General features: G+C 66.3%; 25 protein-coding genes. 14 read left to right on the top strand and 11 right to left on the bottom strand.

Annotated elements, in window-relative coordinates:
- Positions 1 to 45: 45 nt before the first annotated feature.
- Positions 46 to 1,122 carry an AmmeMemoRadiSam system radical SAM enzyme gene (gene amrS / locus E4634_RS06325; protein WP_135441927.1) on the bottom strand — a complete coding sequence of 359 codons (1,077 nt, stop codon included), beginning with the start codon at positions 1,120 to 1,122 and terminating at the stop codon, positions 46 to 48.
- A 77-nt stretch (positions 1,123 to 1,199) separates the two neighbouring features.
- On the opposite strand from amrS, the gene amrB reads away from it, so the two are divergent.
- A complete protein-coding gene (amrB, locus tag E4634_RS06320; protein WP_135441925.1) occupies positions 1,200 to 1,982 on the top strand; it encodes an AmmeMemoRadiSam system protein B in 783 nt (260 codons plus the stop codon).
- On the top strand, positions 1,960 to 2,547 hold the full coding sequence (gene amrA / locus E4634_RS06315) for an AmmeMemoRadiSam system protein A (RefSeq protein WP_135441923.1): 588 nt from the start codon (positions 1,960 to 1,962) through the stop codon (positions 2,545 to 2,547). The genes amrB and amrA overlap by 23 nt, the downstream gene beginning before the upstream one ends.
- On the opposite strand, the gene E4634_RS06310 is transcribed toward amrA, so the two are convergent.
- Positions 2,519 to 4,378, bottom strand: coding sequence for a propionyl-CoA synthetase (locus E4634_RS06310; protein ID WP_135441921.1), 1,860 nt, complete (start codon positions 4,376 to 4,378; stop codon positions 2,519 to 2,521). The two genes, amrA and E4634_RS06310, sit on opposite strands and share 29 nt — an antisense overlap.
- A gap of 171 nt (positions 4,379 to 4,549) precedes the next feature.
- On the opposite strand from E4634_RS06310, the gene E4634_RS06305 reads away from it, so the two are divergent.
- From E4634_RS06305 to E4634_RS06285, 5 genes are all read left to right on the top strand, one after another.
- Positions 4,550 to 4,993: a hypothetical protein gene (locus E4634_RS06305; RefSeq protein WP_135441919.1), complete on the top strand. Its 444-nt coding sequence runs from the start codon at positions 4,550 to 4,552 to the stop codon at positions 4,991 to 4,993.
- A gap of 26 nt (positions 4,994 to 5,019) precedes the next feature.
- Positions 5,020 to 6,378 (top strand): matrixin family metalloprotease, encoded by a 1,359-nt coding sequence (locus E4634_RS06300; RefSeq protein ID WP_206046813.1) that lies wholly within the window; start codon positions 5,020 to 5,022, stop codon positions 6,376 to 6,378.
- 60 nt (positions 6,379 to 6,438) lie between these two features.
- Positions 6,439 to 7,866 (top strand): SDR family NAD(P)-dependent oxidoreductase, encoded by a 1,428-nt coding sequence (locus tag E4634_RS06295; RefSeq protein WP_135441917.1) that lies wholly within the window; start codon positions 6,439 to 6,441, stop codon positions 7,864 to 7,866.
- On the top strand, positions 7,863 to 9,290 hold the full coding sequence (locus E4634_RS06290) for a cryptochrome/photolyase family protein (RefSeq protein WP_346763330.1): 1,428 nt from the start codon (positions 7,863 to 7,865) through the stop codon (positions 9,288 to 9,290). Before E4634_RS06295 ends, E4634_RS06290 begins: the two co-directional genes overlap by 4 nt.
- 80 nt (positions 9,291 to 9,370) lie before the next feature.
- Positions 9,371 to 10,393, top strand: coding sequence for an MBL fold metallo-hydrolase (locus E4634_RS06285; RefSeq protein WP_135441915.1), 1,023 nt, complete (start codon positions 9,371 to 9,373; stop codon positions 10,391 to 10,393).
- On the opposite strand, the gene E4634_RS06280 is transcribed toward E4634_RS06285, so the two are convergent.
- The 6 genes from E4634_RS06280 to E4634_RS06255 form a co-directional block, all read right to left on the bottom strand.
- Entirely contained in the window at positions 10,387 to 11,040 is a 654-nt protein-coding gene (locus E4634_RS06280) for a hypothetical protein (RefSeq protein WP_135441913.1), read from the bottom strand. The genes E4634_RS06285 and E4634_RS06280 overlap by 7 nt on opposite strands.
- Positions 11,033 to 11,545, bottom strand: a complete 513-nt coding sequence (locus tag E4634_RS06275; protein WP_135441911.1) for a DUF2878 domain-containing protein — start codon at positions 11,543 to 11,545, stop codon at positions 11,033 to 11,035. Before E4634_RS06275 ends, E4634_RS06280 begins: the two co-directional genes overlap by 8 nt.
- Positions 11,546 to 11,552: 7 nt before the next feature.
- Positions 11,553 to 12,830 (bottom strand): SAM-dependent methyltransferase, encoded by a 1,278-nt coding sequence (locus E4634_RS06270; RefSeq protein ID WP_135441909.1) that lies wholly within the window; start codon positions 12,828 to 12,830, stop codon positions 11,553 to 11,555.
- A complete protein-coding gene (locus E4634_RS06265) occupies positions 12,827 to 13,585 on the bottom strand; it encodes a DUF1365 domain-containing protein (RefSeq protein ID WP_135441907.1) in 759 nt (252 codons plus the stop codon). The genes E4634_RS06270 and E4634_RS06265 overlap by 4 nt, the downstream gene beginning before the upstream one ends.
- A complete protein-coding gene (locus tag E4634_RS06260; RefSeq protein ID WP_135441905.1) occupies positions 13,582 to 14,853 on the bottom strand; it encodes an NAD(P)/FAD-dependent oxidoreductase in 1,272 nt (423 codons plus the stop codon). Before E4634_RS06260 ends, E4634_RS06265 begins: the two co-directional genes overlap by 4 nt.
- Before the next feature lie 208 nt (positions 14,854 to 15,061).
- Positions 15,062 to 17,509: a lipase family protein gene (locus tag E4634_RS06255; RefSeq protein WP_135441903.1), complete on the bottom strand. Its 2,448-nt coding sequence runs from the start codon at positions 17,507 to 17,509 to the stop codon at positions 15,062 to 15,064.
- 152 nt (positions 17,510 to 17,661) lie between these two features.
- Between E4634_RS06255 and E4634_RS06250 the strand changes: the two genes are divergently transcribed.
- The 6 genes from E4634_RS06250 (at position 17,662) to E4634_RS06225 (ending at position 22,345) form a co-directional block, all read left to right on the top strand.
- Complete coding sequence (locus E4634_RS06250; protein ID WP_135441901.1) at positions 17,662 to 18,264, top strand: sigma-70 family RNA polymerase sigma factor; 603 nt, start codon at positions 17,662 to 17,664, stop codon at positions 18,262 to 18,264.
- A gap of 4 nt (positions 18,265 to 18,268) precedes the next feature.
- Complete coding sequence (locus E4634_RS06245; protein WP_135441900.1) at positions 18,269 to 18,922, top strand: ChrR family anti-sigma-E factor; 654 nt, start codon at positions 18,269 to 18,271, stop codon at positions 18,920 to 18,922.
- Positions 18,923 to 19,050: 128 nt separating this feature from the next.
- Positions 19,051 to 19,452 carry a secondary thiamine-phosphate synthase enzyme YjbQ gene (locus E4634_RS06240; protein WP_135441898.1) on the top strand — a complete coding sequence of 134 codons (402 nt, stop codon included), beginning with the start codon at positions 19,051 to 19,053 and terminating at the stop codon, positions 19,450 to 19,452.
- A 76-nt stretch (positions 19,453 to 19,528) separates the two neighbouring features.
- Positions 19,529 to 20,107, top strand: a complete 579-nt coding sequence (locus E4634_RS06235; protein ID WP_135441896.1) for a TetR/AcrR family transcriptional regulator — start codon at positions 19,529 to 19,531, stop codon at positions 20,105 to 20,107.
- A 61-nt stretch (positions 20,108 to 20,168) separates the two neighbouring features.
- Positions 20,169 to 21,839, top strand: a complete 1,671-nt coding sequence (locus E4634_RS06230; RefSeq protein ID WP_135441894.1) for an AMP-binding protein — start codon at positions 20,169 to 20,171, stop codon at positions 21,837 to 21,839.
- 2 nt (positions 21,840 to 21,841) lie between these two features.
- Positions 21,842 to 22,345, top strand: coding sequence for a GNAT family N-acetyltransferase (locus E4634_RS06225; RefSeq protein WP_135441892.1), 504 nt, complete (start codon positions 21,842 to 21,844; stop codon positions 22,343 to 22,345).
- Between the two features lie 53 nt (positions 22,346 to 22,398).
- Here the strand turns inward: E4634_RS06225 and E4634_RS06220 are convergent, their stop codons facing one another.
- The 3 genes from E4634_RS06220 to E4634_RS06210 are packed head-to-tail and all read right to left on the bottom strand — an operon-like array spanning position 22,399 to position 24,019.
- Positions 22,399 to 22,962, bottom strand: coding sequence for a 2OG-Fe(II) oxygenase (locus tag E4634_RS06220; RefSeq protein WP_135441890.1), 564 nt, complete (start codon positions 22,960 to 22,962; stop codon positions 22,399 to 22,401).
- A gap of 57 nt (positions 22,963 to 23,019) precedes the next feature.
- Positions 23,020 to 23,598 (bottom strand): hypothetical protein, encoded by a 579-nt coding sequence (locus E4634_RS06215; protein ID WP_135441889.1) that lies wholly within the window; start codon positions 23,596 to 23,598, stop codon positions 23,020 to 23,022.
- 19 nt (positions 23,599 to 23,617) lie between these two features.
- On the bottom strand, positions 23,618 to 24,019 hold the full coding sequence (locus E4634_RS06210) for a bactofilin family protein (RefSeq protein ID WP_167854793.1): 402 nt from the start codon (positions 24,017 to 24,019) through the stop codon (positions 23,618 to 23,620).
- A 452-nt stretch (positions 24,020 to 24,471) separates the two neighbouring features.
- Here E4634_RS06210 and rmf point away from each other — a divergent pair, with 452 nt between their 5' ends.
- Positions 24,472 to 24,675: a ribosome modulation factor gene (gene rmf / locus E4634_RS06205; RefSeq protein WP_135441885.1), complete on the top strand. Its 204-nt coding sequence runs from the start codon at positions 24,472 to 24,474 to the stop codon at positions 24,673 to 24,675.
- Position 24,676: the final 1 nt, after the last annotated feature.

Here is a 24,676-nt window from a genome sequence, read left to right as displayed (position 1 = left end):
AAGAGAGGGTCAACTACAAAGGGCGGCTCAGCTACCGAGACAGCGTCAACTGCAGATACGCACGCGCTGCGGCCACAGGGGCGCCGAACCCGGCGCCGCATCGAAGCGCCCGGGCAGCGGCGTCCGGCAGGTGCGGCAGGCACCCGCCGCGTCCAGGCCCCACTCCCCTATCCGGTAGCCGTCGCGCTCGATCAGGCGGTCGCCACAGCCGGGACACCAGGTACTGCCGCCGTGCGCATCGCGCACGTTGCCGGTGTAGGCGTAGTTCACGCCGTTGGCCATGGCGATGCGCCGCGCCCTGGCCAGGGTCTCACGCGGGGTGGCGCGATGCTCCAGCATTTTCCAGTCCGGATGGAAGGCGGTGAAGTGCATCGGCACATCCGGACCGAGGTGTTCGACCACCCACTGGGTCATCGCCTGCAACTCAGCCTCGGAGTCGTTCTCCCCCGGAATCAGCAAGGTGGTCAGTTCCAGCCAGGTATCGGTCTCGTGGCGGATGTACTCGAGGGTCTCCAGCACCGGTTGCAGGTGGGCGCCACACAGCTTGTAGTAGAAGCTGTCGGTAAAGGCCTTGAGGTCGACGTTGGCGGCATCCACGCCGGCGAAGAACTCCGCGCGCGGTTCAGGGTCAATATAGCCCGCCGTGACGGCGACGCTGCGCACGCCCTGCTCGCGGCAGGCAGCGGCCACGTCCAGTGCGTACTCGAGGAAAATCACGGGATCGTTATAGGTGAACGCAATACTCGCGCAATTCATTTGCACAGCGGTGAGGGCAAGCTGCTCCGGCGACGCGGCGTCGGCGAGGGTGTCCATCTCGCGCGACTTGCTCATGTCCCAGTTCTGGCAGAACTTGCAGGCAAGGTTGCAACCGGCGGTACCGAAGGACAGCACGCTGCTGCCGGGCAGGAAATGATTCAGCGGTTTTTTCTCGATAGGATCGATGCAAAAGCCGCTGGAGCGGCCATAGCTGACCAGCTTGATTTCATCGTCCAGGCGCTGGCGCACGTAGCAAAGACCGCGCTGTCCCTCCTGCAAGTGGCAGTGCCGGGGGCAGAGGTCGCACTGCAGGCGGCCATCCTCGAGCCGGTGCCAGTAGCGGGTTGTCACGATGGAGTCATTCATGGCTTGTAAATTGGGTAATTCGGTCCATATTTCAAGTATGCGGTAGCCAATCAGTTCGACCACGTGAGGTCTCAGACATGCCCACCAGACCCGCCGCCGTTGCCGGCAGTTTCTACCAGGATAACGCCGCAGTCCTGCGCGAATACATCGCCCATATGCTGAAGGTCGCCGCCAGCGGCGAGCACAGCAGTCCCAAGGCGCTGATCGTGCCCCACGCCGGGCACATCTATTCTGGCCCGCTGGCCGCCCGCGCCTACCGCCTGTTGCTGCCAGTGGCCGAGCGCATCCGCCGCGTGGTGGTTCTCGGTCCCGCGCATCGCGCCTACGTCCGCGGCATCGCCGCGCCCTCCACCACGGCCTTCCGTACCCCACTGGGGGAAGTGCCGCTGGATGAGCAGGGCATCGAGTTGGCGCTGGGCCAGCCGCAGGTGACGGTAAGCGACGAGGCGCACGCGCTGGAGCACTGTATCGAGGTTCAACTGCCGTTCCTGCAGGTGGCGCTGCCGCAGTTCGCGCTGGTTCCCCTGCTGGTCGGCGAGTGCGCGCCGCAGCGGGTGGGTGCGGTGATCGACGCGCTGTGGGGCGGCGATGAAACACTGATCGTGATCAGCTCGGACCTGTCGCATTTCGAGGACTACGACAGCGCGCGCCATCACGACCTGGAATCCTGCCGCAAAATCCTCGCCGGCGAGACCAACCTGGACGGCAAGGACGCCTGTGGCGCCGGCCCCATCAACGGCCTGCTGTGCAGCGAGCACGGCAGCCGGCTGGCGCGCGAATGGCTGGGCTACTGCAACTCCGGCGACACGGCGGGCGACCGCAACCGCGTGGTCGGCTATGGCGCATTCAGCCTGCACTGAGCTTTCCGCAGTACAGCGCCGCGCGGCATTGCAGCTGGCCCGCGCGGCGATCACCGCCCACCTTGCGGGCGCACCACCCCCATCGGTACCGGCTGAACTGCAGTCACTGCAGACCAGCGGCCTGTTCGTTACCCTGGAGAAAAACGGCGCGCTGCGCGGCTGTATCGGCATCATCGAGAATGCGGGAAGCCTGGGCGAGGCGCTGTGTGAGTACGCGGTGGCGGCGGCCTGCCGCGACCCGCGCTTTCCCGCCGTGAGCAGCGCAGAGCTGCCCGCGCTAGAGATCGGCGTTTCACTGCTGCAGCCGCCGCGGCCCATGACGGTGGCCAGCCGCGCGGACCTGCTGCGGCAGCTGGAGCCGGGGGTCGACGGCCTGGTGATTGAGGAAGGTCGCCACCGCGCCACCTTCCTGCCCCAGGTCTGGGAGCAACTGCCGGTGGCGGAGGACTTCCTCGGCAGGCTGCTGCAAAAGGCGGGCCTGCCGGAGGATTACTGGTCGCCGCGGTTGCGCTTCTCGCGCTACCGCAGCGACAGTTTCACTGAGGCGGATACCCCAGCCCCTTGAGCACCTCGGCGATCTCGTCGAGGGTCGCCGGGTCATCGATGGTGGCAGGCATCTTCCAGGTCTCGCCATCGGCGATGCTGCGCATGGTGCCGCGCAGGATCTTGCCCGAGCGGGTCTTGGGCAGGCGATTGACCACGGCGCAGAGCTTGAACGCCGCTACCGGACCAATCTGGTCGCGCACGTACTGGATGCTCTCCTTCGCGATCTGCTCCGCGGAGCGATCGACCCCCGCGTTCAGCACCAGCAGGCCCAGCGGCAATTGCCCTTTCAGGGCGTCGGCGACGCCGATCACCGCGCACTCGGCCACGTCCGGGTGCTCCGCCAGCACTTCTTCCATTGCACCGGTGGACAGGCGATGACCCGCCACGTTGATCACGTCGTCGGTGCGCGCCATGACGAAGATATAGCCGTTGTCGTCGATATAGCCCGCGTCGCCGGTCTCGTAGTAGCCGGGGAAGTGGCTGAAATAGGCTTTCTCGAAACGTTCCGGCGCCTTCCACAGGTTGATGAACGTGCCCGGCGGCAGCGGGCATTTCACCACCAGCGCGCCGATAGTGCCCGCCGGCACCTCCTCACCCTGCTCGTCGAGCACGCGCACGTCGTAGCCGGGTACCGCCCGCGCCGGGGAACCGGGCACGATGGGCAGGAGTTCGTCGCCCAGGCAATTGGCGCAGATCGACCAGCCGGTCTCGGTCTGCCACCAGTGGTCGATGACCGGCACGCCGAGTTTGTCCTGCGCCCACTCCAGCGTGTTCGGGTCGCAGCGCTCGCCAGCCAGGAACAGCGCCTTCAGCGAGGACAGGTCGTAGCGCTCGATATGCGAGCCGGTGGGGTCCTCCTTGCGAATGGCGCGAAACGCCGTCGGCGCGGTAAACAGCACCTTCACCGAGTAGTCCGAGATCACCCGCCAGAACGAACCGGGGTCGGGTGTACCGACCGGTTTGCCCTCGTAGATCAGCGTGGTGTTGCCGTTGAACAGCGGGCCGTAGACGATGTAGGAGTGTCCCACCACCCAGCCGACGTCAGAGGCGGCCCAGTAGACCTCACCGGGATGCATGTCGTACACATGGCGCATGCTCCACTTGAGCGCGACGATACTGCCGCCGGTATCGCGCACGACGCCCTTGGGCTGGCCGGTGGTGCCCGAGGTATACAGGATATACAGCGGGTCGTTGGCGTTCACCGGCACGCAATCCACCGCCACGGCGGAGGCGATTTCGGTCTCCCAGTCCAGGTCGCGACCGGCGTGCATGCTGGCCGGTTCCATCGGCCGCTGCAGGATGACGCAGTGCTCGGGCTTGCGGTGGGCGAGGTCCAGGGCCTCATCCAGCAGGGGTTTGTAGCGCACCACGTGGGAAGGCTCAACACCACAGCTGGCGGATACGATCACCCGCGGCGCGGCGTCGTCGATACGCACCGCGAGTTCGTGCGCGGCAAAACCGCCGAATACCACGGAGTGCACGGCGCCGATACGCGCGCAGGCGAGCATGGCGATGAGCGCCTCGGGCACCATCGGCATGTAGACGATGACGCGGTCGCCCTTGAGCACACCCAGTCCGGCGAGGACGCCGGCAAAGCGGGCCACCTCGTCTCGCAGTTCATTGAAAGTGTACTGGCGCTTGGCGCCGGTGACCGGGCTGTCGTAGATCAGCGCGAGCTGCTCGCCGCGGCCCTCGTCCACGTGGATATCCAGCGCGTTATAGCAGGCGTTGGTGACCCCGTCGGGATACCAGCGGTAGAACGGCGGCTTGGATTCATCCAGCACCTCAGTGGGCGCCTGGTACCAGAAAACGTCCGTGGCGGCCTGGCGCCAGCGTTCAATATTATCCATTGTGTTTTTTCCGTGCGCAGTGGTTCCCGCGAAACTACCCTGCCGGCCTGTCACCCGCAATACGACGAAGGTGGAAACTCGCCTGTAATACCGCGTCATTGCCGCCGCCGGAGGTGTGGACTACTTTTCATGGCGTCGCCGCAGCCAGGCCGGAAGCCACCGGACTCGCCCATGCCAGACACAGACAGACTCACCAGACCCGCCGCGCGCCTCGTCCGCTGCTTGCTGTTTTCCCTGCTTTTCGTACTGCATGGCTGCGCCGCCCAGACCCCGCCGCGCGCCGCGGCATCCGCGCCGGCGGCACCGGAGGTGCTCATCGAGGTGTACACCCAGTCCATCGGGCGCGGGGTACCCACAGCCGCCCGTGAAGCGCTGCTGCAGGTGCGCCGGGAGATGCTGGCCCAGGGACTGGCGCCCACCGAGACCCGCTGGGGCATCGAGGGCGAACAGCGCCTGTGTGTGGTGGTGGACGCCGCTGACCAGGCCGCGCTGCTGGCGCAGATCGAACAAGCAATTGAAGGTATCGACTATATTCGCGTCGCTCACCGGGCACTCGAGCCCGGCGAGTCGGCGGCAACTGCCTGCAAGCCCGGTCGGGCAGTGCCGGCGCCCTGAAACACGCCTTGCCAAGGAGGTGAAGCATGTACACGTTGTCCCGAGGCCTGCCGGCCGCCATGATCGCCGGCCTGGTACTACCCACCCTGCTCAGCGCCTGCGCCGGTAACGACAGCAAACCGGACACCCCGCCCGACGACGGGGTGCAGGCCGGTGCCGACCTGCCCATCGGCACACCGCGCGCCGCGGCCAGCAAACAGGTAGCGACCGCCGGCGCGGTGAATCAGGCCTACGCGCAGCTCAGCGGCGCCGAGCGGGCGATCGCCGAGCGCTGGCGCGGGCGCAGTTTCGAGGAATTCGAACGCCAGGTCCCACGCGAGGCAGGCACCGGCTACTACGTGGTCAACGGCGATATCGTCATCGCCGATATCAAGCACCTGCGTGAGTTCTACACCACCAAGGTACAGCAGGCGGTACCGGTGCGCGCTGGGCTCGCGGTGCACATGAGCGGCGGCCAGCGCGCGACCTGGAGCGCGGCGCAGAAGGGCAACCTTACCTACTGTGTCAGCGATAGCTTCGGCAGCCGCAAGGCCGGCGTGGTCGCCGCGATGAGCGCCGCCACCACCGCCTGGGAACGCGAGGGCGCGGTGAACTTCATCCACGACGCGCAGCAGGACGGCAACTGCAACGCGTTCAACCCCCAGGTGGTGTTCGATGTGCGCCCAGTCAACAACCAGTCCTACCTGGCGCGCGCATTCTTCCCCGACGACCCGCGCGGGCGGCGCAACGTGCTCATTGACAGCTCGTCCTTCGACCTCGATCCGGGCGACGCCCTCAGCCTGGAGGGCATCCTGCGCCACGAATTGGGCCACACCCTGGGCTTTCGCCACGAACACACTCGCCCCGAGGCCGGCACCTGTTTCGAGGACGAGAACTGGGAGCCGCTGACCGGCTACGACGCCTTCTCCGTCATGCACTACCCCCAGTGCAACGGCCGCGGCGACTGGAGCCTGACACTCACCGACAAGGACAAGGCCGGCATCGCCTGCCTGTACGGCGCCGGCCCGGGTTTCAACGGCGACATGAGCCTGTGCCTGGACCCGCCGGTACCCGCGCCGCTACCCGATGACGAGTGCGGGCCGATCACCCGCACCGAGTCCGGCAGCATCGCCCAGGGCGCCGAGGTGCGATTCGGGCCGTTCCAGGTCAAGCCCGGCAGTGCTTTCAACGCCAGCATGACCGGCTCCGGCGACCCGGACCTCTACGTGCGCTTCGACTCGCCGCCGCAAACCAGCCCCGGGGCATTCGATTGCCGCCCCTTCCTCTCCGGGCCCAATGAAAGCTGCGAACTGGTAGTGCCCATGGACGTCCAGGCGGTACACGTCATGGTGCGCGGCTACACCGCCGGCCAGTACCAATTGGAGCTGGAATTTTCCCCGCGCTAAGCTGAGCCGACCCGCCCCATCCCGCGTAACAATGGCAGGCTGCCAACGCGGGACAGGGGCATGATTGAACTGCGCGAGACATTTCGCGTCGACCGGGACATCGAAGAGGCGTTTCGCTACATCGCGGATTTCCGCAACACGGTGGAGTGGGATGCCACTGCGCAAACGGCGCAAAAATTAACCGAAGGCCCTGTTGGCGCCGGTACCCGCTTCGCGCTGAACTGCGCGCTGCCGCTGGGCAGCCTGGACATCGACTACAGCATCGAATCCCTCGCTCCGCCGACCCGGCTCGTGCTCAATGGCCACAGCCGCCTGTTCCGTATTCGCGACGCTATCACCCTGCAGGAAGAGCAAGGCCAGCTCCGCGTGGACTACTGCGCCACTTTCGAACCCGCGGCGCTGTTGCGCCCCTTCGCGCCTGCGATGCGCGCCGGCATGACGCGCATGGGTCGCGCCTCCGCCGAGGGACTACACCGGGCGCTGGCCGACGATTTCCCGCCGCCCCCCGCCGAGCCCGAGGCAATATCCCTGGCCCGGCGCCTGACGGGGTTCACCCGTCGCGGCTACACCCGCGCACGGCGCGACTGGCATCCCATGTCCGCCTCCCTGGCCGGCCGGCACGCCCTGGTCACCGGGGCGACCTCGGGGCTCGGCGCGGTGATTGCGGAGCAACTGGCCCGCCGCGGCGCAAAGCTCACGCTGGTCGCGCGCGACCCGCGCAAGGCCGAACGCGGCCGGCGGCGTATCGTGGCCGAGACCGGCAATAAGGACGTGCATGTCGAACTGGCGGACCTCGCCGAACTGGCGCAGGTAGACGCGCTGGCCGCGCGGCTGGCGGACCGCGGCGAGCCGCTGCACATCCTGGTCAACAACGCCGGCGCGCTGTTCCCAGAGCACGCCCTGACCAGCGAGGGCTTCGAGCGCAGCATCGCCCTGCTGCTGCTCTCCCCCTACCGCCTGACCCTGGGCCTGCAGCCGCTGCTGGCGAGCGCCGGCAGCGCGCGAGTGGTCAATGTTGTTTCCGGCGGCATGTACACCCAGCGCCTGTCACTGGCGCAGTTGCAGGACACGTCCGACGACAACTACTCCGGCCCGGTGGCCTACGCGCAGGCCAAGCGCGCACTGAGCATCGTCACCGGGCACTGGGCCGGGCAGTGGCACGATCAGGGCATCGTGGTCAACGCCATGCACCCGGGCTGGGTGGACACTCCCGGCCTGGCCACGAGCCTGCCCGGTTTTCACAAGCTCACCCGCTGCGCCCTGCGCACCCCCGAGCAGGGGGCCGACACCGCGGTGTGGCTGGCGGCGGCCACCGAGGCCGACCAACTGAGCGGCCACCTGTTCCTGGACCGGCAGGTACAGCCGCTGCACCTGAAACGTTCCACCGAGGAGAGCGCCGCGGACCGCGCGGCACTGCTCGACTGGCTGCGCCGCTTCGACCCGTGCGAAGATGGCGCCCCGATCAACGAGGAGTTGCGCGCATCGTGACCACTGCGCTGTACTGGTACCGTCAGGACCTGCGGCTGGCGGATCTGCCGGCCATGCGGGCAGCCATCGACAACGGCCTCAAGCTGATTCCCTGCTACGTCTTCGACGACGCTGCCGCCGGGCAATGGTCACCGGGCGGCGCCAGCCGCTGGTGGCTGCACCACAGCCTGGCCGCCCTGGACACGGAGCTGGCCAAACGCGGCAGCCCGCTGGTGGTACGCCGCGGGGAGACGGCCCGCGTGCTGGCCGACCTTGCCGCGCAGACCGGCGCGGAGGCCGTGTACTGCAGCGAGGCGATAGACCCCTGGGCCAGGGAATTGCAGTCGCAGGTAGCCGACGCCCTGTGGGAGACCGGCGTACAACTGGAGGCCCGTCCAAGCGCCCTGCTGTTCCACCCCGGCACCGTGTGCACCCAGGCCGGAGACCCCTACCGCGTATTCACGCCGTTCTGGCGCGCCTGCCTGCAGCAGCCCTCGCCGGCCGAGCCCCTGTCGGCAGCGAGCGGGAAACACTTCGTCGAGCACGACCTAGACAGCCTGCCCCACGACGACTGGCAATTGCTGCCGCGCAATCCCGACTGGGCAGCGGGCTGGGATGAACTGTGGTCCCCGGGCGCTACCGGCGCAAGACGTGCGCTGCAGCACTTCCTGGACAACGCACTGGATTCCTACGCGGAGGGGCGGGACTTCCCCGCGGCGCGAAGCACCTCGCGCCTGTCGCCCCACCTGCACTTCGGCGAGATTTCCCCGCGGCAGGTGTGGCACGCGGTGCAGGCACTGCCCGAGGGGCAGGACAAACCCGCGGCCAAGTTCCTGGCCGAGGTGGGCTGGCGCGAGTTCTGCCACCAGTTGCTGTACTTCAATCCCGAAATCCCGGAAAAGCCCTTCAAGGCGGACTTCGGCGAGATGCCCTGGCTGGCGGACCAGACGCACCTGCAGGCCTGGCAGCGCGGGCGCACCGGCTACCCCATCGTCGATGCCGGTATGCGCGAGCTGTGGCAGACCGGCTTCATGCACAACCGGGTGCGCATGATCGTCGCGTCCTTCCTTACCAAGCACCTTCTGCTGCCCTGGCAGTGGGGCGAGCAGTGGTTCTGGGACACCCTGGTGGATGCGGACCTCGCCAACAACAGTTGCGGCTGGCAGTGGGTGGCGGGCTGCGGCGCGGACGCCGCACCTTACTTCCGCATCTTCAATCCCATCCTGCAGGGCCGCAAGTTCGACCCGGACGGCGAGTACGTGCGGCAGTGGGTGCCCGAGATCGCCAGCCTGCCCGACAAGTACCTGCACGCGCCCTGGGAAGCCCCCGCCAAGATCCTCGCCGAGGCCGGCGTTGAACTTGGCGAGACCTATCCTGAACCGCTGGTCGACCACAAGGAGGCGCGTGAGACCGCCCTGCAGGCCTACGGCGTGATCAGCGGCTGAGCCGGTTCCCCGCGGGCGCGGGCTTCCCCTATACTGGAAGCCTGCGGTGCGCCGCGCCGCCCTTCCTCGCAGGAGCCCCCATGACACCCAAGCGCCTTTACCGGGCCGCGGCGGCGACCTTGCTCGCCTGCGCCACGCTCTTCCCAGCACCGACGCTGCTTGCCGGCAACCGCTTCGACACCGAGGAAATCACCGTCGATCCCGGTCCGCCGCGCTGGCGCGCACCGCAGCAGGCCAGGACCCTGGTGGCCACCATGGGCACCAGCACGCCCAGCCCCAACCCCTACCGGCTGGGCGCCGCCGGTGCTCTGATCGTCGACAACCAAGCCTACCTGATCGACGCCGGCGAGGGCGCGCTGCGCGCCATCGCCAAGACCGCGACGGCGCACGACAAGGCGCTGGTGGACGTGTTCGCGCCGCCCAAACTGACCCACCTGTTTCTCACCCACCTGCATTCGGACCACACGGTGGGTTTGCCGAGCCTGATCCTAAACCCGTGGATCTTCGGCCGCAGCGCGCCGCTGGAGGTCTATGGGCCGGTGGGCACGCAGCGACTGGTCGACGGCATTCTCGCCGCCTACCAGCCGGATATTCGCGAGCGCATCGACGGGCCCGAAGGCGCCAACGACACTGGCTGGCGGGTCAACGTGCACGAGTTCGAGTCCGGCGGTGTGGTGTTCCAGGACGAGAGGCTCAAGGTGGAGGCCTTCGCCCACGAGCACGGGACGCTGCCCGCCTACGGGTACCGCTTCACCAGCGCCGACCGCGTGGTGGTCTGGGCCGGTGACGGCAAGGCCGGGCCGGCCTTCCAGGAGGCCGCGAAAGACGCGGGCCTGCTGGTCACGGAAATCGGTTCGGAGGCCACCGTGCGCAATTCACCCTGGGGCGGTATGAGCGCAGAGGAACGCGAACGCGTGGTGTGGTCCTACCACCTCAAGCCGAGCAACCTGGCCCGCCTGGCCAGCGCGGCAAAGGTGAAGACACTGGTACTCATCCACGAGTCGAATTACTCCGCACCCTACGACCCACTGGCCATCCTGGAGGAATTCCGCCGCCTGTACAGCGGCGAGGTGTATTCGTCGCGCGACGCGGACATCTACTGAGCGTCCGCGCCGTCGGCCAAATCGGGGTAGCTGTAGTCGATCACCAGGTGCTGGCTGCGGCCGCGTTCGTCCGGGATATTGCTCAGGCCGCGAAACTGCAGCAGCCGCCGGGAGGCGCGCTCGTAGACCAGCTTGATGTCACCCCCAACCAGGGCGAACAGCCAGTTGCGCGGCGCGATGGCCAGGCACAGCTGGGAGGGCGGGCAGTCGCCATCGCGTCGCGCCTGCATCGCCAGCGGCTGCTCGCGCCCGGCGACGAGGAACTCGAAGGCCACCGTTTCCCCGGCCGCCAGTTGTCCCCAGCGCGCGCGGACGTAGTTGTCGAAGCCGGCGTCGATCACCACGTCGGCGGACACCGCGTCGCTGTCCACCCGCACCTGCTCGCCGTGGCGGTAGTCCTCGAAGCGCAGTGACGGCGCCGCCGGCGGACCGCTGTAGTCGAGCCATTTGCTGGCGATCAGCTCACCGTTGGTATCGTGATACTGCACCGTGCAGGTGGCACGTGCGGAATCGCAGCGATGTGTCTCTCGATACACCAGCGCGTCGCGCTGCGGGTCGCGGGCTTCGCCCACCACCTGCATTGCGGCAGTCGGATGGGCTGCGGCCAGCGCACCGGCAAATAGCGCCAACTGCCACGCGCTAGACATGCCCTTCACCCCGGCCGGCCTGGCTTATCTGCCGGGCCAGCAGCAACAGGGCTGGGAACAGCGCCGCCCAGACCGCGAGGAGCACCAGGTCGCTGATCAGCGGCCAGCCAAAGCTCACGGCGGACAGGGACGCTCCCGCGCGATAGGCTGCGTAGCCGCCCAGGGCACCGACGACGACAGCGATCCAGCGCAGGCGCAGGAAGCCGGCGAAGGCGTGCAGCGCTGTGGAGGCGAAAACCGGCCACAGCGCCGACATCCACAGGGGGGCCGGCAGCCCGCCATCAGCGCTTTGCAGAACGCCGGAGGCGAACAGCACCTGGTCCAGCGCCAGGCCCAGCAGGGAGATGGCTGCTATCGCCCGCAGCTCGCCGCGCTGGCCGAACAGCACGAGGTGGGCGAAACAGTGGACCGCGGCCACACCCCAGGCCAGGGCGGCGTCCTGGCTGAGCACGATGAGCAGCCAGGACACGTTGAACATCAGGGCATTGGCCAGTTTCTCGCGCATAGCGCACCTACTTGGAGCGGTGACCCGGCTCGTCGAAGCGGTAACCCGGCTTGGCCATGGTCAGCTGGACGGTGGAGATGATGCGCTCGCGGAAGCCACCCTCGCAGTAGCACAGGTAGAACTCCCACATACGCAGGAATACCTCGTCGAAGCCCATGCCCCGCACCTGCTCGCGCGCGGCCAGGAAGCGCTCGCGCCAGTGTTCCAGGGTGCGCGCGTAGTCCAGGGTGATGTCGCGCAGGTTGACGATCTGCATGTCGGTGTCGCGGGCCACGTGGCGCGCGATGACCTCCAGCGACGGCAGGCAACCGCCTGGGAAGATATAGCGCTTGATGAAATCCACGGAGTCGCGCGCCTGGACGTAGCGCTGGTCCGCCATGGTGATGGCCTGGATGGCAAACTTGCCGCCCGGCCGCAACAGCGCGCTGCAGCGACGGAAATACTCGCTGTAGAATTCGTGGCCCACCGCCTCGATCATCTCCACCGAGACCAGCTTGTCGTACTGGCCGCCCAGTTCACGGTAGTCCTGGCAGAGCACTTCCACCCGGTCGGCCAGGCCGGCCTGCGCCACGCGCTCACAGGCATGGTTGTACTGTTCGCGGGAGATGGTGGTTGTGGTCACCCGGCAGCCGTAGTGGCGCGCGGCGTGTATCGCCAGCCCGCCCCAGCCGGTGCCGATCTCCAGCAGGTGATCCTCCGGCTGCAGCTCCAGCTGCTGGCAGAGCAGGTCCAGCTTGTGCAGCGAAGCCTCTTCCAGCGAAGTCTCCGGGCTCGGGTAGACCGCGGCCGAGTACATCATCTGCTCGTCGAGGAACAGGCGGAAGAAGTCGTTGCCGAGATCGTAGTGCGCGCCGATATTGCGCCGTGAGCCATTTCGGGTGTTGCCGTTCAGTTTGTGGAAACCCCACATCAGCAGCTGGCGCAGACGCGAGCTGTTGGCGTCCATGGCATCCATCGCCGCCATGTTGGCGGAGAACAGGCGGATTACCGCGACCAGGTCGGGGGACGTCCAGTAGCCCAGCATATAAGCCTCGCCGGCGCCGACCACGCCGCCGGTGAGCACGTACTGGAAGGCTCGCGGGTCGCGCACACGGATTTCCACATGCGGCATACCGGCTGCGGTTTCCGCGCCGAAGCGCACACTGCTACCGCTTTCGTGCAGGACCAGGGAGCCGCCGCTGAGACCCCCGAGCAACCGGTACACCATTCGCCGGGCCATATCCTCGCCGCGCCAGAAACCGCGGATGCTGGGTAGACGGATGGCACTGACACTTGCTTCGCTCATAGTCGGTTCTCGCTGTTCACTGTTCCGGGATGGGGAATAAAAGGCACGCCTTTCAGCCACAGGCGCAGGGCTTGCCAGTAGATGCCCGCGGCCACGCGCAGGGTCATAAAAGGGTACAGGGCCAGGTAGCGGGTGAATGTCCAGGGCGAGTCGCCACGCCGCTTCAGGCACAGGTTGGCGTCGAACTGCATCTCGCCGGACACGGAGTTGGCCAGGCGCAGGTTGAGCCGCTCGCCGGGCGTATCGCTGCGCCAGTGGTAGCGCATGCCCATGGGCATGAAGGGCGAGACATGCATCGCCTTGTCGAAGTCCGCCTGCAGGTACTGGCCGTCCTCGCCCGCGGCCAGCACATAGACGTGTTTTTCCCGCCAGGGAGTGTTGGTGACTTCCGCCAGCACGGCGCGCAGTATGCCGGCGCTGTCATAGCAGTAGTAACAGCAGATCGGGTTGATCAGGAAACCGAAATAGCGCAGGTTGCCCAGCATCATGACACGACCGTCCGGCCGCTCTCCGAGCGCCTGCTCCACCCGGTCCAGAACCGCCTCCTTGAGCGGCACGCCGGGATCACCGAAAAAATCGCTGCGCCGGAACCTGGCCAGGGCGGGGCGCTTTGCGGACCAGCCGGGGCAGCGCTCGAGCCACTGCGGCATTTCGTCGAGGTCGAGCAGCGGCATGAACACGCGATACCGAAAGCGATGCGAGCGCGGACTCAGCCGGCGGTGCTCGACGGTGCCGCTGTAGATGGCGCTGCTCACGCGGCGCTACCCAGTTCGTCGCGCTGCGCCTCGCTGGCAATGGCATCTGCCACCCGCCCCGCGGAGACCACCCCGTCCTCGTGGAAGCCATTGCGCCAGTAGGCTCCACAAAACCAGGTCGGGCCGCCATTAATCTCGTCCCAGCGCGCCTGCGCAGACATACCGGAGAGAGTGAACACCGGGTGCGAATACTCGAACTCCCCGAGGATCTTGTGCGGGTTGATGGCCTCGCGGTCGTTCAGCGTCACGCAGAAGGTTTCCGGCGCCTGGATGCCCTGCAGGATGTTCATGTTGTAGGTGAGCGTGGGCCGCTCAACGCCGGGACGCCGCTGGTAGTTCCAGCTCGACCAGGCGCGGCGCGAGTGCGGCAGCAGGCGGGTATCGGTGTGCAGGACCACGGAACTGGCCTGGTAGGGAATGGCGCCGAGCACCTCGCGCTCGCTGGCCGTCGCGTCATCGAGCAGGGCCAGCGCCTGGTCGCTGTGACAGGCGAACACCACCGCGTCGTAGGTTTCCACCGCACCACTGGCCAGGCGCAGTTGCGCCCGCCCCGCTTCGCGACGCACTCCGGCAATCGTGACGCCGGTACGGATACGGCTGGCGAAGGGGTCGCACAGCGGGCGCAGGTACTCCCGCGAGCCGCCCTCGATCACCCGCCACTGCGGGCGGTCACGCACATTCAGCAGCCCGTGGTTCTTGAAAAAGCGCAGGAAGAAGGCCAGCGGGAAGTCGCGTATCACGGGAATGTCCGCGGACCAGATGGCGGCCCCCATCGGCACCAGGTAATAGTCCACGAAGGCGCGACCGTAGCCGCCGCGCTCGAGGTATTCGCCCAATGTCATATCGCCGGGTACGGCGCCCGCGTCGAGGTCGTGCACCGCCTCGCGGTTGAAGCGGAGGATGTCGCGCAACATGCCGAGGAAGCGCGGCGAGACCAGGTTGCTGCGCTGGGCGAACAGGGTATTGAGATTGGAGCCGGCATACTCCAGGCCGCTGGCGTGATCGCTGAGGCTGAAGCTCATCTGCGTCGGCTTGCCCTGCAGGCCGAGTTCCGCCAGCAGCGCGATGAACTCGGGGTAGGTCCAGTCGTTGTAGACAATAAAGCCGGTATCCACGGCGAACTTGCGCCCGCCCACCGCGACGTCCACCGTCGCCGTGTGCCCGCCTATGCGCCCTTCGCGCTCAAGTACGTGCACCTCGTGGTGGGCACTGAGAAAGCGGGCGCAGGACAAACCCGCAATACCTGAACCAATAATTGCTACTTTCATGTTCGCCCCACCGCAGTCCTGCGCTCTCAGTCACACTGCTGAACATACGCCGGCGCGATGGGCTTGGATCAATACCGGACCGACCGCGAACCGGCCGATACGACCCGGACAAACCTCAGTCCCGGGCAATCCTCGAGCGTCGAGCAGGTCGCAGCTATTTACGCACCCCGTACCGTCGATTGCGCGCTACGCCCAGGCTACTCCGGCATCAGGTATCGGAGGCGATCTCGGCGCTCTCCAGCAGCTTGCGCTGCAGCTCCACATAACCGGCGATGCCGTGGTCGCCAGCACCCTGACGCAGAGCATCGCCAATCTGGTCCCACTGCGCCACTGGCACCGCATCCAGTTTCCGATACCACAGGGGCGGATCCATGATGGCGCGGCCGAGGTCGTTGAAGTAGACCACCCGCCCGGCGTGGGCGAAGGACCAGGTGGCGGGTTCCTCGCCGTGGATATTGGGCATGACCGTCAGCGGCAGCCGCGGCACCGCATCGCGCTGGTTCACGCTGCGGAAATAACGTTGCGAGAAGCGCTGGTCCATCCAGCGGGCGAAAGCGGAGTTGCCGACCCGCGGCTGGCCGAAGGTGAAGACAGCGGCAATGGCGGCGCCCGACTTGCGCGCCGCGATTTCCCGGTCCAGTTCGACCGCAGCCAGCACCGCGAGGGCGCCGCCGAGACTGTGGCCGGTGATCCACACCGGCAGGTTGCGCTCGAACACACCCAGGGTGTCCAGCCGTTGCAACAGGGTTTCCCCCGGCGCCGACCCACTCTCCTCCACCCAATGCACCTTCCCCGCCTCGGGCGCGGCCTCGGATTCTGCATGCCACAGGGCGTGTAGCGAGCGACTGAAGCCGCCGTGAACCTCGCAGCCGGGCGGCAAGTGATCCCAGGTCGCGACAGTGCCGGGCTCGTACTTGAGGTCGGTTTCCAGGTCCGCCAGTTTCTTCTCTGTCCCGCGGAAGGCGAGAATCACGAAGTTGCCGCCATTCACCACCAGGCATTCGCTGGATGTGGGGGCATGCCGCAGCAGAGCCGCTTGCGCCCCGAAGTCGTCACAGCGATCGGCGGCATCATCGAAGTAGGCAGCTGCAGAGAGGCGCGCACACCAGAACATGTTGAGCCGGGAGAATCCGGGGTCATCCACGGCGAAGCCGCTCAGGGTATCGAGGCGACTGCTGTCCACCGTGCGCGCAACCAGCGACGCCAGCGCCATCGGGGCCGGCTCATCGGCTGACGCGGCCGGCACTGCCGCCGCCTGCGCGGTACCCGCCTCACTGTGGCCGCGAATGGCGCCACGCACCTGGATAACCTTGTTCAGCAGGTCGAACCAGAACGGCGCGCCGAGGGAGATCGCCGCGGCGGTCAGGAACAGACCGCTGAACTTCGCCAGCCACCACAGCCGAGCATCGGCATCCTTTTCGGGTTTGGCGGCTTTTCCGGTGCTGGCGGTTTCCCCGACAGGTTTCCCGGCCGTATCCCCGCCCGTTTGAACTACTTCCTGTGGGTCTTCTTCCTGCGGGTCTACTTCGCCCTCGCCACTGCCCTCACCACCGTCGCCAGTTTCCCCTGCAGCGGCGACCGCCGGCGGGGCAGCCTGGCCAGACACGCCTGGTGCGGGATCGGCCGCGGGTGCTTCGCCCGCCTCGGCCTCCGGATTGCTGGCCACATCCGCGGATTCGTCGCCTTCCCTGAAGCCCGGGCACTCCTCCGGTTCATCGGCTGTGCCGTTGGCACACTCGAACAAGCGCCACTCCTCCAGCACCGATCGCCCTCCGACCACCGGCAGCAGGTCAGCAGCGCCGGTGCGCACGATGTCTCCCGTGCTGCACCCCGACGGCATGCCGAAAAACTCGCAGGTCTCTCCCAGGGCCTGCTTCTCGTTAAGTTGCAACGCCCGCTCGACCAGCGCCGCGCGCAGGTCCTGGTCCTGGCTCAGGCGTTTGTACATCTGTACCGTATCGGCGTTCATCACCACGGCGACGACCAACCCGACCAGGAACAATACACCGCCCAACTGCCGCTTGTGCCAACCGTAGGAACGGTCCGCGGTCACCTCGAACCAGGTCACCAACTCTGCGCGGAAGGTCTCCACGTTGAAATTGGCCTTGATCCAGAGGGGGCGCAGGCTGCGGCCGAGGCGGCCCTTGCCCTCGATCTCTGCACTGGCCGCGGTCTTCGCACTGTCCCCGTCCGCGCTATCGACCCCGCTGGGAGCGGGAAGCGCAGCATACGCCTCGATGACCGCCTGCAGGGCACCGGGGGTGGGTACCGCAGCGCGGATATGGGTTTCGGTAAACTCTTTTTGCAGGCAGTCGAGCAAGGCATCGGCGAATACCTCCGGGGGAATATAGGAAGGACGCCGCAGCGGCTCGACCTTCCAGAAGCACTCGGGTTCACCTTGTTTCGTTGCCAGCCCGGGGAAATACTTGCGGAAGTTGCGCCGGAACACCCCCGGCGACTTGGACAACTTGACGATATCCGGGTGCTGGAACAGCTTGAGCTGTAAAGGACGCCCGAGCAGGGCGACGACAATCGCGCGGGCATTGCGCCCCTTGAGGTTGAGCCAGTTGGAAGCACCCTGGCCCAGCGCGGTGACTACCAGGGCGAGCGTGAGATAGACCGATATCAGCCCGATGAATACGTCGAGTGTGTCCATTCAGAGGAACGTCCCTGTTATTTTCCGGAGTAAGTGCGGGGCTATTTAGGGATAGACCAGCGAGGCGTGCATTTCAAGGCAATGCGGTGATCCACCCGGCGATGCCCCGCGTACCCACGACACAATGGTAGACTCCGGTGGCACCAGCAGGCATGAAAGGAGCAATCAGGACAGTGAGCGGCACTGCGGCGGACAATCCCGGCGGCAAGCGCGACGACGAGTGGAGCCAGTGCCTGGAACTCATCGGCCGGGCGCGGGACAGGGCGGCGTTTGCACGCCTGTTCACGCACTTTGCCCCTCTGGTGAAGGCTTTCGCCCTGGGCGGTTCGCCGCTGGCGGCATCCCACTCGGAGGAACTGGTACAGGAAGTCATGATCAAGGTCTGGCAGAAGGCTTCGGCCTTCGACGCCCGCAAGGCCTCGGCCAGCACCTGGATCTACACGATTGCGCGAAACTGCCGCACCGACCTGTACCGGCGACTGCAAAAGTTCGATACGCCGATCAGTGCCGACGATATCTGGCCGGACATGGACACCGGCGACCTGTTCGCCGCGGTCCAGTCCAACCGCGACGCCAGCCGTGTGCGCGGCCTGCTCGGCGAACTGCCGCACGAACAGGCGCAGATTCTGGCCAAGGTGTACATGGAGGGCAAATCCCATAGTGAGGTGGCGGAAGAACTGGATCTTCCGCTGGGTACGGTCAAGTCGCGTGTGCGCCTGGCCATGAACAAACTGCAATTAATGGTTGAAAAGTAACACCATGGTTAGCCATCATCCCGACACTCGCCTGCTCAACGAGCACGCCGCCGGCGCTCTCGACCTGGCACCTTCTGTGTGTGTCACCCTGCACCTGAATTACTGCGAGCAGTGCCGCCGCGCCCACCGCCAGTTGCGCGATCTCGGCGCCGGCCTGTTCGACCGGCTGCCCCCGCAGGCCGTGAGCGAGAACCTCATGGACGCGGTGATGGCGCGCCTCGACCACGAGCCGGAGCCGCTGAGCTACCGCGCGACGGCTGCCGCAGAGGGCTGCCCGCCGCTGGTGCAGCGCCTCATGCAGCGCGATTACCAGGACCTGGACTGGCGCAAGATCGGCTCGCAGGTACGCATCTGCCACCTGCGCACCGGCGACCAGGACAACGAGTTCGCCCTCTATCACATCCGCGCCGGTGGCCGGATTCCGCGCCACACCCATCGCGGCACGGAGCTGACCCTGGTCCTCGAGGGCAGTTTCTCGGATGAGTCGGGCCACTACGAGGCCGGCGACTTCCTGATGCGCGACGGGCACAACCAGCACACACCCACCGCCACCCGCGACCGCGACTGCATCTGCGTCGGGGTGCTGGATGCCCCGGTGCGCTTCACCGACTGGCGCTTCCGCGCCGCCAATCCCTTCCTGCGCCTCAACGCCTGCTAGATTTTTTTCGTCCCCCGCCACGGCGGGGGAGACATCCCGGTTGCTCATCCCACCGCTTCCCCGCCAATCCCGCGCCTGCGCCACACGCCCTCCGGAATCCGGTACACTGGCCGGGAGGGGGGCAAGCGTTGATCGAACATCTGAATATCCGCGTCGATGGCCAGGGACTGCACGCCTTCACACCCGCGGTGCAGGGCGTGGTCGCGGCCAGCGGCAGGGACGAGGGGCTGTGCACCCTGTTCATCCGCCATACCTCGGCCAGCCTGCTGGTGCAGGAAAACTACGACCCCAGCGCGCGCCGCGACCTGGAGCACTGGCTGAACCGGCTGGTGCCGGAGAACGACCCCCTGTACACCCACACGCTGGAAGGGGCCGACGACATGCCCGCGCATATCAAGGCCGCCCTCACCGCCTGCCAGTTGAGTATCCCCTTTGAACACGGCGAGTTGCTGCTGGGCACCTGGCAGGGAATCTTCCTGTGGGAACACCGCCACTACCGCGGCGAGCGCCGGGTGGTCGTGCACCTGTAAGTGGACGCTTTAGTTATAGACATCCCAAAACCCATCGCATAACCTGCCCGCTCTTTGACCGGAGACTTGTACCCCCGTGACCTCAGATTTGCCCAGCAGCGTATTCCTGAGCCCGACCAAGACCCGAATACTCAACGCCGCTCTGGACCTGTTCTGCGATCACGGTGTCGCCGGCACTTCCCTGCAGATGATCGCCGAAGCCGTCGGCGTGACCAAAGCCGCCATCTACCACCAGTTCCCCGCCAAGGACGACATCCTGCAGGCCACCGGCCAGCTGATATTCGATACTATATCCAGCATCATCGACCACGCGGATGCCCAGCCCACAGCGGCGGGGGCGCGCGCGGTGATGATCGAGGACCTGATCGACCTGGCGGCGAGCCACCGGCGCATCGCCGCCTTTATCCAGCGCGACCCGGTGATCGTGCGGCTGCTGGAAGAGGACGAGACGCTCCACCAGATGTTCCGTCGCCTCAACGCGATCATGCTCGACGGTGACTACAGCGACGGCGCGAAGGTCGCCCTGGGCATGCTGCTCACGGCAATCGGCTGCGGCGTACGGCACCCGCTGCTCAGGAACGTCGATGATGAAACACTGCGCGAGCACATGCGCGCCGCCGCCCGCGGCCTGGAACAACAACTCGGTACAGGGTGAATTTGTCCGCCGCGCGGGAATACGCTATTAAAGTTACTGACATCGCCAGGGATTCAATAACATGAGCTATAAGGTCGAGAAACTGGTCCTGCAGGCAGCCATCGAACGGGAGAAGCACAAGCCGCACCTCCCGTTCATGACCCAGCCGGTGGGTGACACTGTGGTCGAGTACGACTGGGCCCGCACCATGGACGAGGCCCGCCGCATGGCGGCCTACCTGCGCTCCCTCGACCTGCCGGACAACAGCAACATCGCGATGGTGTCCAAGAACTGCGCCCATTTCGTGATCACCGAGCTCGCCATCTGGCTGGCGGGGCACTGTACCGTGGCGCTGTACCCGACCCTCACCGCGGACACCGTCAGCTACATCCTGGAGCACTCCGAGGCGCGGCTGCTGTTCGTCGGCAAGCTCGACGACTGGGAGCTGATGCGCCCCGGAGTACCCGCGGACATGCCCAAAATCGGCTTCTCGCTGGCGCCGGAAGACGACTACCAGCCCTGGGACGAGGTCATCGCCAGCGTCGAGCCGATCACCGACGACCCGGTGTGGCCGGGCGATCGCCGCGCCCTGATCTGCTACACCTCCGGCAGCACCGGCCGGCCCAAGGGCGTGATGCACTCCTTCGATTCCATCTCCGCCCCGGCCTACCTGCAGGGCGACCTGTTCGGCATCACCGAGGGCGACCGGGTGCTGTCCTACCTGCCGCTGGCCCACGTCTTCGAACGCGCGGTAGTGGAAGCCGGCTCGATCTACCAGGGCGTGCATATCTTCTTCGCCGACAGCCTGGACAGTTTCATGCGCGACATGCTGCGCGCCCGCCCCACCCTGTTCCTCAGCGTCCCGCGCCTGTGGCAGAAGTTCCAGTCCGGGGTGTTCCAGAAATTCCCGGAGAAGAAGCTCGCGCGCCTGCTCAAGATCCCGCTGATCGGGCGCATGATCAGCAAGAAAGTGCTGGACGGGCTCGGCCTGGGCGAGGTGCGGGTTGCGCTGTCCGGCTCCGCCCCGCTGCCGCCGGACCTCATCCGCTGGTACGACAAGCTGGGCCTGGCCATCATGGAAGGCTACGGCATGACCGAGGATTTCGCCTACTCGCACCTGTCCCTGCCCGGTAGCCGCAAACCCGGCTACGTGGGCAAGCCGTTGACCGGGGTGATCTCGCGCATCTCGGAAAGCGGCGAGATCGAACTCAAGTCGCCGGGTCTGATGATGGGCTACTACAAGTCGCCGGACCTGACCGCCGAGGTGATGACCGAGGACGGCTTCTTCAAGACCGGCGATCGCGGCACCTATGACGAGGACGGCCTGCTGCGCATCACCGGCCGGGTCAAGGAACTGTTCAAGACCAGCAAGGGCAAGTACATCGCCCCGGCACCCATCGAGAACCTGCTCAACGCCCACCACTTCGTCGAGCTCAGCTGTGTCTGCGGCGCCGGCCGGCCCGCCTGTTTTGCGATGATCCAGCTCACCGACAGCGCCCAGGCGCGCTACGACGACCCCGCCCTGCGCCGCGAGGTGGAAACTGAACTGGCGGAACTTGTCGAGCGGGTCAACGCGCGCATCGAGGAGTTTGAGCACCTGAAGTTCGTCGCCCTGGCGCGCGAACCCTGGACCCCGGAAAACGGCTTCCTCACCCCCACCCTGAAGATTAAGCGGGACGTGATCGAATCCACCTACGAGCCGTTCCTGGACAGCTGGTACGCCGCCGGCAAGCGGGTGATCTGGCAGGACTGACAATGGCGGGGGTCACGGTCTACTACCTGGAGATGACCTCCCCGGGCCAGTTGCGCGGCAAGCCGCTCCCCGCCGGCCTCAGCCTGGCCGAGGCCCGCGTCCCCCAGTTCGCCTTCAATCGCTTTCTCTATGAACACATCGGCGGTCCCTGGGCCTGGCGCGACAAACTCAGCTGGAGCGATGCCCAGTGGCGCGCCTACGTGGAAGCCGAAAACCTGCGCACCTGGGTGGCCTGGGTGGACGGCTCCCCGGCGGGCTACTTCGACCTGGAGCGCGAGGGCGACGAGGTTGAGATCAAGTATTTCGGCCTGGCCCCTGCATTCATCGGCCAGGGGTATGGCGGAGCGCTGCTGACCAGCGCCATCGAGGCGGCCTGGGGCTGGGATGCACCGCAACGGGTGTGGGTGCACACCTGCACCCTGGATCACCCCAATGCGCTGGCCAACTACCAGGCGCGCGGCATGCAGCTCTACCGCTCCGGCGAGGCGGCCGCCAGCGGCGACTGAGCGGGCACCCTCAACTCAGGGCCTCACCACAATACCTTTCACCACCGTACCCTTCACCACAGCGCATAAGTGCTGAGAATGTACTTGTCGCCCGACTCGGGGACGCAGCCGCGATGGCGGTACATCCAGTAGGGCGGGAAGATCACCATGGTGCCCTGGCGCGGCGGCACCTTGACGCCGAGGTCCATGAAGTCGGTCTCTCCACCGCGTTCCACGTCGTTGAGATACCACAGGAAAACCAGGAAGCGGTTGCTCACCGGCCCGAGTGAGTCGTAGTGCGGCTGGAAGCCGTCCCCCCCGGCGGCGGCATAGCGTTTCATGATCAGCTGGGCGTAGCGGCCGGTCTCCGGCAGCGGCGGCTCGATCTGGCATTCGCGTTCATACAGGCGCTTGTGGCGCAGCGCGTTGTCGATAAAGTGCTTGGCCACCGGCTGCGGCAGGTGCTTGCCCACGTCCAGTTCCACCCAACTGCTCTGCGCCAGGCCCGAGGACTCGCTCTTGCCGTTGGTTTGCAGCCGCTCCGGGTGCCCCTCGAAAGCGGCGATCATGTTCTCGCAGAATTCCCGGTCCAGCGCATTGGGGTAAACGCGCACGTATTGCTGCAGCTCGGTTCTCATGGGGAGTGGGCTCCTCGTTCGTCAACCGTCAACGATAAGCCCATTGCGCCCGACAGGCTAGGCCGCCGCGTGCAGCAACAGCTCCAGGCGGCTCTGCGCCAGCAGCACCGAGCGCTTGATGGTCAGTCCCTGCAGCAGGGCCTGCAGGCGCGCCTGCGGGTGTGGTGCATAACCGGGCAGCGGCGCGGGACGCGGGCGCAGGTTCAGCAGGTCGCCGGCGAGAATGCCGAAACGCTGGGGCAGCTGCGGGCTGCGGGTATTGTGGACGGCGAAGGCGTGGGCCCGCGCACCGATGGCGAGCTGCGGGCGCAGGCAATCCACCAGCGCCTCGATGGCGGTTTCGTCGAGGTAATTGAAAATGTCCCAGAACAGGCACAGGTCGAAGCGCGTGTCCTGCGGGAAATCCATCAACTGGCTCATGCGCTGCTGCACGGTGAGTTCGTCCCCGGGTTGGAACACCAGGGGCAGCTCGGCAAACAGGTCGAGGAAAAACAGCTTGCAGCGAAACCCCGCGTCGGAGAAGAACGCCACCGTTTCCGGCAGCGCGGGCCCGATATGCAGGACGTTGACCCGCTGGTCCTCGGCTATCGCTTCGAACAGACCGGGCAGCAGCTGGGAGCTCTGCTGCTCGCTCATAGGCGGTGTGAGGTCCTGTTCAGCCCTGCTTCAGGTCGAGGTCCGGGCCCTTGTCGCCGGCTGCCGCGGCCGGCGCGGGCGACTTCGGCGCCAGGGCGACCTTGGCCGGGGCGTCGCCCGGGTCCATGTCGATGGAGCCCTTGAAGATTGCGCCGTCCTCCAGGGTCATACGCGGGGCGATGATATTGCCCTTGACGTTGCCGGTCTTGGAAATCACCACTTTCTCGGTGCCGCGGATATCCCCGGCCACCTCGCCATCGATGCGCACGGTGCGCGCGGTGATATCGGCGTTGACCTTGCCGGACTCGCCCACCGTGACCTCGTGGTCGCCCAGGTCTACCGTGCCTTCGACCCTGCCCTGGATAAGCAGGTCCTCGGCCCCGCTGACACTGCCTTTAATCTCGATGCTGGGTCCAATCATGGCGGTACTCCTGCTGGTGGTGGTTGCCGGTTTCTGGCTGGCCGCGGGGGTGGCCGGCGGGGCGCTGGGTGCGCTCCGCTCGGGTTCCGGTGGCTGTGCCCCCTGCCGGTTCTTATTGCGTTCAAACATCGGGATGCTCACCTTACTCATTCCGGGCTGCTCATCCTAGCAGGGGAATTTGTGACGCTCTACACAAACACGGGCTTTTCTCCAGAAAGCCCCTCTGTAACAATTCTGTTATATAAAAATTCGGCGCTCAGAACAATTCGTTGTTGGCGCAGCGCCGGGTGGTTTGTTTTCATTGGGCTATGTGCCCCTGGGCACATCACGTTGTATTACTCCGCATTGAAACGCAGAGAAAAGCAACAACCCATCCTGACGACCACCGCAACGGTGGACGCGCGCTAACCGCGGCCCCCGCGCGGTGTCCTCGCCGACACGGAGGCTGTTATATGAAAAGACAGAAGCGCGACATGAACTCCCGGGCATTCGACAAAGGCTACCAGGCAGGCGTTACCGGCCGCAGTGTGGACTTCTGTCCACATGAAAACTCCGCCCACCGACAGAGCTGGCTCTGCGGCTGGCGCGAGGGACGCGCCGACCAGTGGGATGGCCTGACCGGCGTGTCCGGGGTACACAAGTTGCGTACCCTCTGAT

This window comes from Mangrovimicrobium sediminis (assembly GCF_004745945.1).
Lineage (GTDB): Bacteria > Pseudomonadota > Gammaproteobacteria > Pseudomonadales > Halieaceae > Mangrovimicrobium > Mangrovimicrobium sediminis.
Note: the sequence above shows the minus strand (reverse complement) of the source record. Positions and strands in the feature narration are given on the sequence as shown.

What these genes read in the sequence shown, in the direction of transcription:
- E4634_RS06245 (WP_135441900.1), top strand. Translation starts at nt 18,269, where the DNA reads ATGGTTAGCCATCATCCCGACACTCGCCTGCTCAACGAGCACGCCGCC.
- E4634_RS06285 (WP_135441915.1), top strand. Translation starts at nt 9,371, where the DNA reads ATGACACCCAAGCGCCTTTACCGGGCCGCGGCGGCGACCTTGCTCGCC.
- E4634_RS06280 (WP_135441913.1), bottom strand. Translation starts at nt 11,040, where the DNA reads ATGTCTAGCGCGTGGCAGTTGGCGCTATTTGCCGGTGCGCTGGCCGCA.
- rmf (WP_135441885.1), top strand. Translation starts at nt 24,472, where the DNA reads ATGAAAAGACAGAAGCGCGACATGAACTCCCGGGCATTCGACAAAGGC.
- E4634_RS06220 (WP_135441890.1), bottom strand. Translation starts at nt 22,962, where the DNA reads ATGAGAACCGAGCTGCAGCAATACGTGCGCGTTTACCCCAATGCGCTG.
- E4634_RS06215 (WP_135441889.1), bottom strand. Translation starts at nt 23,598, where the DNA reads ATGAGCGAGCAGCAGAGCTCCCAGCTGCTGCCCGGTCTGTTCGAAGCG.
- E4634_RS06310 (WP_135441921.1), bottom strand. Translation starts at nt 4,378, where the DNA reads ATGGATAATATTGAACGCTGGCGCCAGGCCGCCACGGACGTTTTCTGG.
- E4634_RS06225 (WP_135441892.1), top strand. Translation starts at nt 21,842, where the DNA reads ATGGCGGGGGTCACGGTCTACTACCTGGAGATGACCTCCCCGGGCCAG.
- E4634_RS06210 (WP_167854793.1), bottom strand. Translation starts at nt 24,019, where the DNA reads ATGATTGGACCCAGCATCGAGATTAAAGGCAGTGTCAGCGGGGCCGAG.
- E4634_RS06255 (WP_135441903.1), bottom strand. Translation starts at nt 17,509, where the DNA reads ATGGACACACTCGACGTATTCATCGGGCTGATATCGGTCTATCTCACG.
- E4634_RS06300 (WP_206046813.1), top strand. Translation starts at nt 5,020, where the DNA reads ATGTACACGTTGTCCCGAGGCCTGCCGGCCGCCATGATCGCCGGCCTG.
- amrA (WP_135441923.1), top strand. Translation starts at nt 1,960, where the DNA reads ATGGCGCATTCAGCCTGCACTGAGCTTTCCGCAGTACAGCGCCGCGCG.
- E4634_RS06295 (WP_135441917.1), top strand. Translation starts at nt 6,439, where the DNA reads ATGATTGAACTGCGCGAGACATTTCGCGTCGACCGGGACATCGAAGAG.
- E4634_RS06275 (WP_135441911.1), bottom strand. Translation starts at nt 11,545, where the DNA reads ATGCGCGAGAAACTGGCCAATGCCCTGATGTTCAACGTGTCCTGGCTG.
- E4634_RS06270 (WP_135441909.1), bottom strand. Translation starts at nt 12,830, where the DNA reads ATGAGCGAAGCAAGTGTCAGTGCCATCCGTCTACCCAGCATCCGCGGT.
- E4634_RS06230 (WP_135441894.1), top strand. Translation starts at nt 20,169, where the DNA reads ATGAGCTATAAGGTCGAGAAACTGGTCCTGCAGGCAGCCATCGAACGG.
- amrB (WP_135441925.1), top strand. Translation starts at nt 1,200, where the DNA reads ATGCCCACCAGACCCGCCGCCGTTGCCGGCAGTTTCTACCAGGATAAC.
- amrS (WP_135441927.1), bottom strand. Translation starts at nt 1,122, where the DNA reads ATGAATGACTCCATCGTGACAACCCGCTACTGGCACCGGCTCGAGGAT.
- E4634_RS06250 (WP_135441901.1), top strand. Translation starts at nt 17,662, where the DNA reads ATGAAAGGAGCAATCAGGACAGTGAGCGGCACTGCGGCGGACAATCCC.
- E4634_RS06305 (WP_135441919.1), top strand. Translation starts at nt 4,550, where the DNA reads ATGCCAGACACAGACAGACTCACCAGACCCGCCGCGCGCCTCGTCCGC.
- E4634_RS06260 (WP_135441905.1), bottom strand. Translation starts at nt 14,853, where the DNA reads ATGAAAGTAGCAATTATTGGTTCAGGTATTGCGGGTTTGTCCTGCGCC.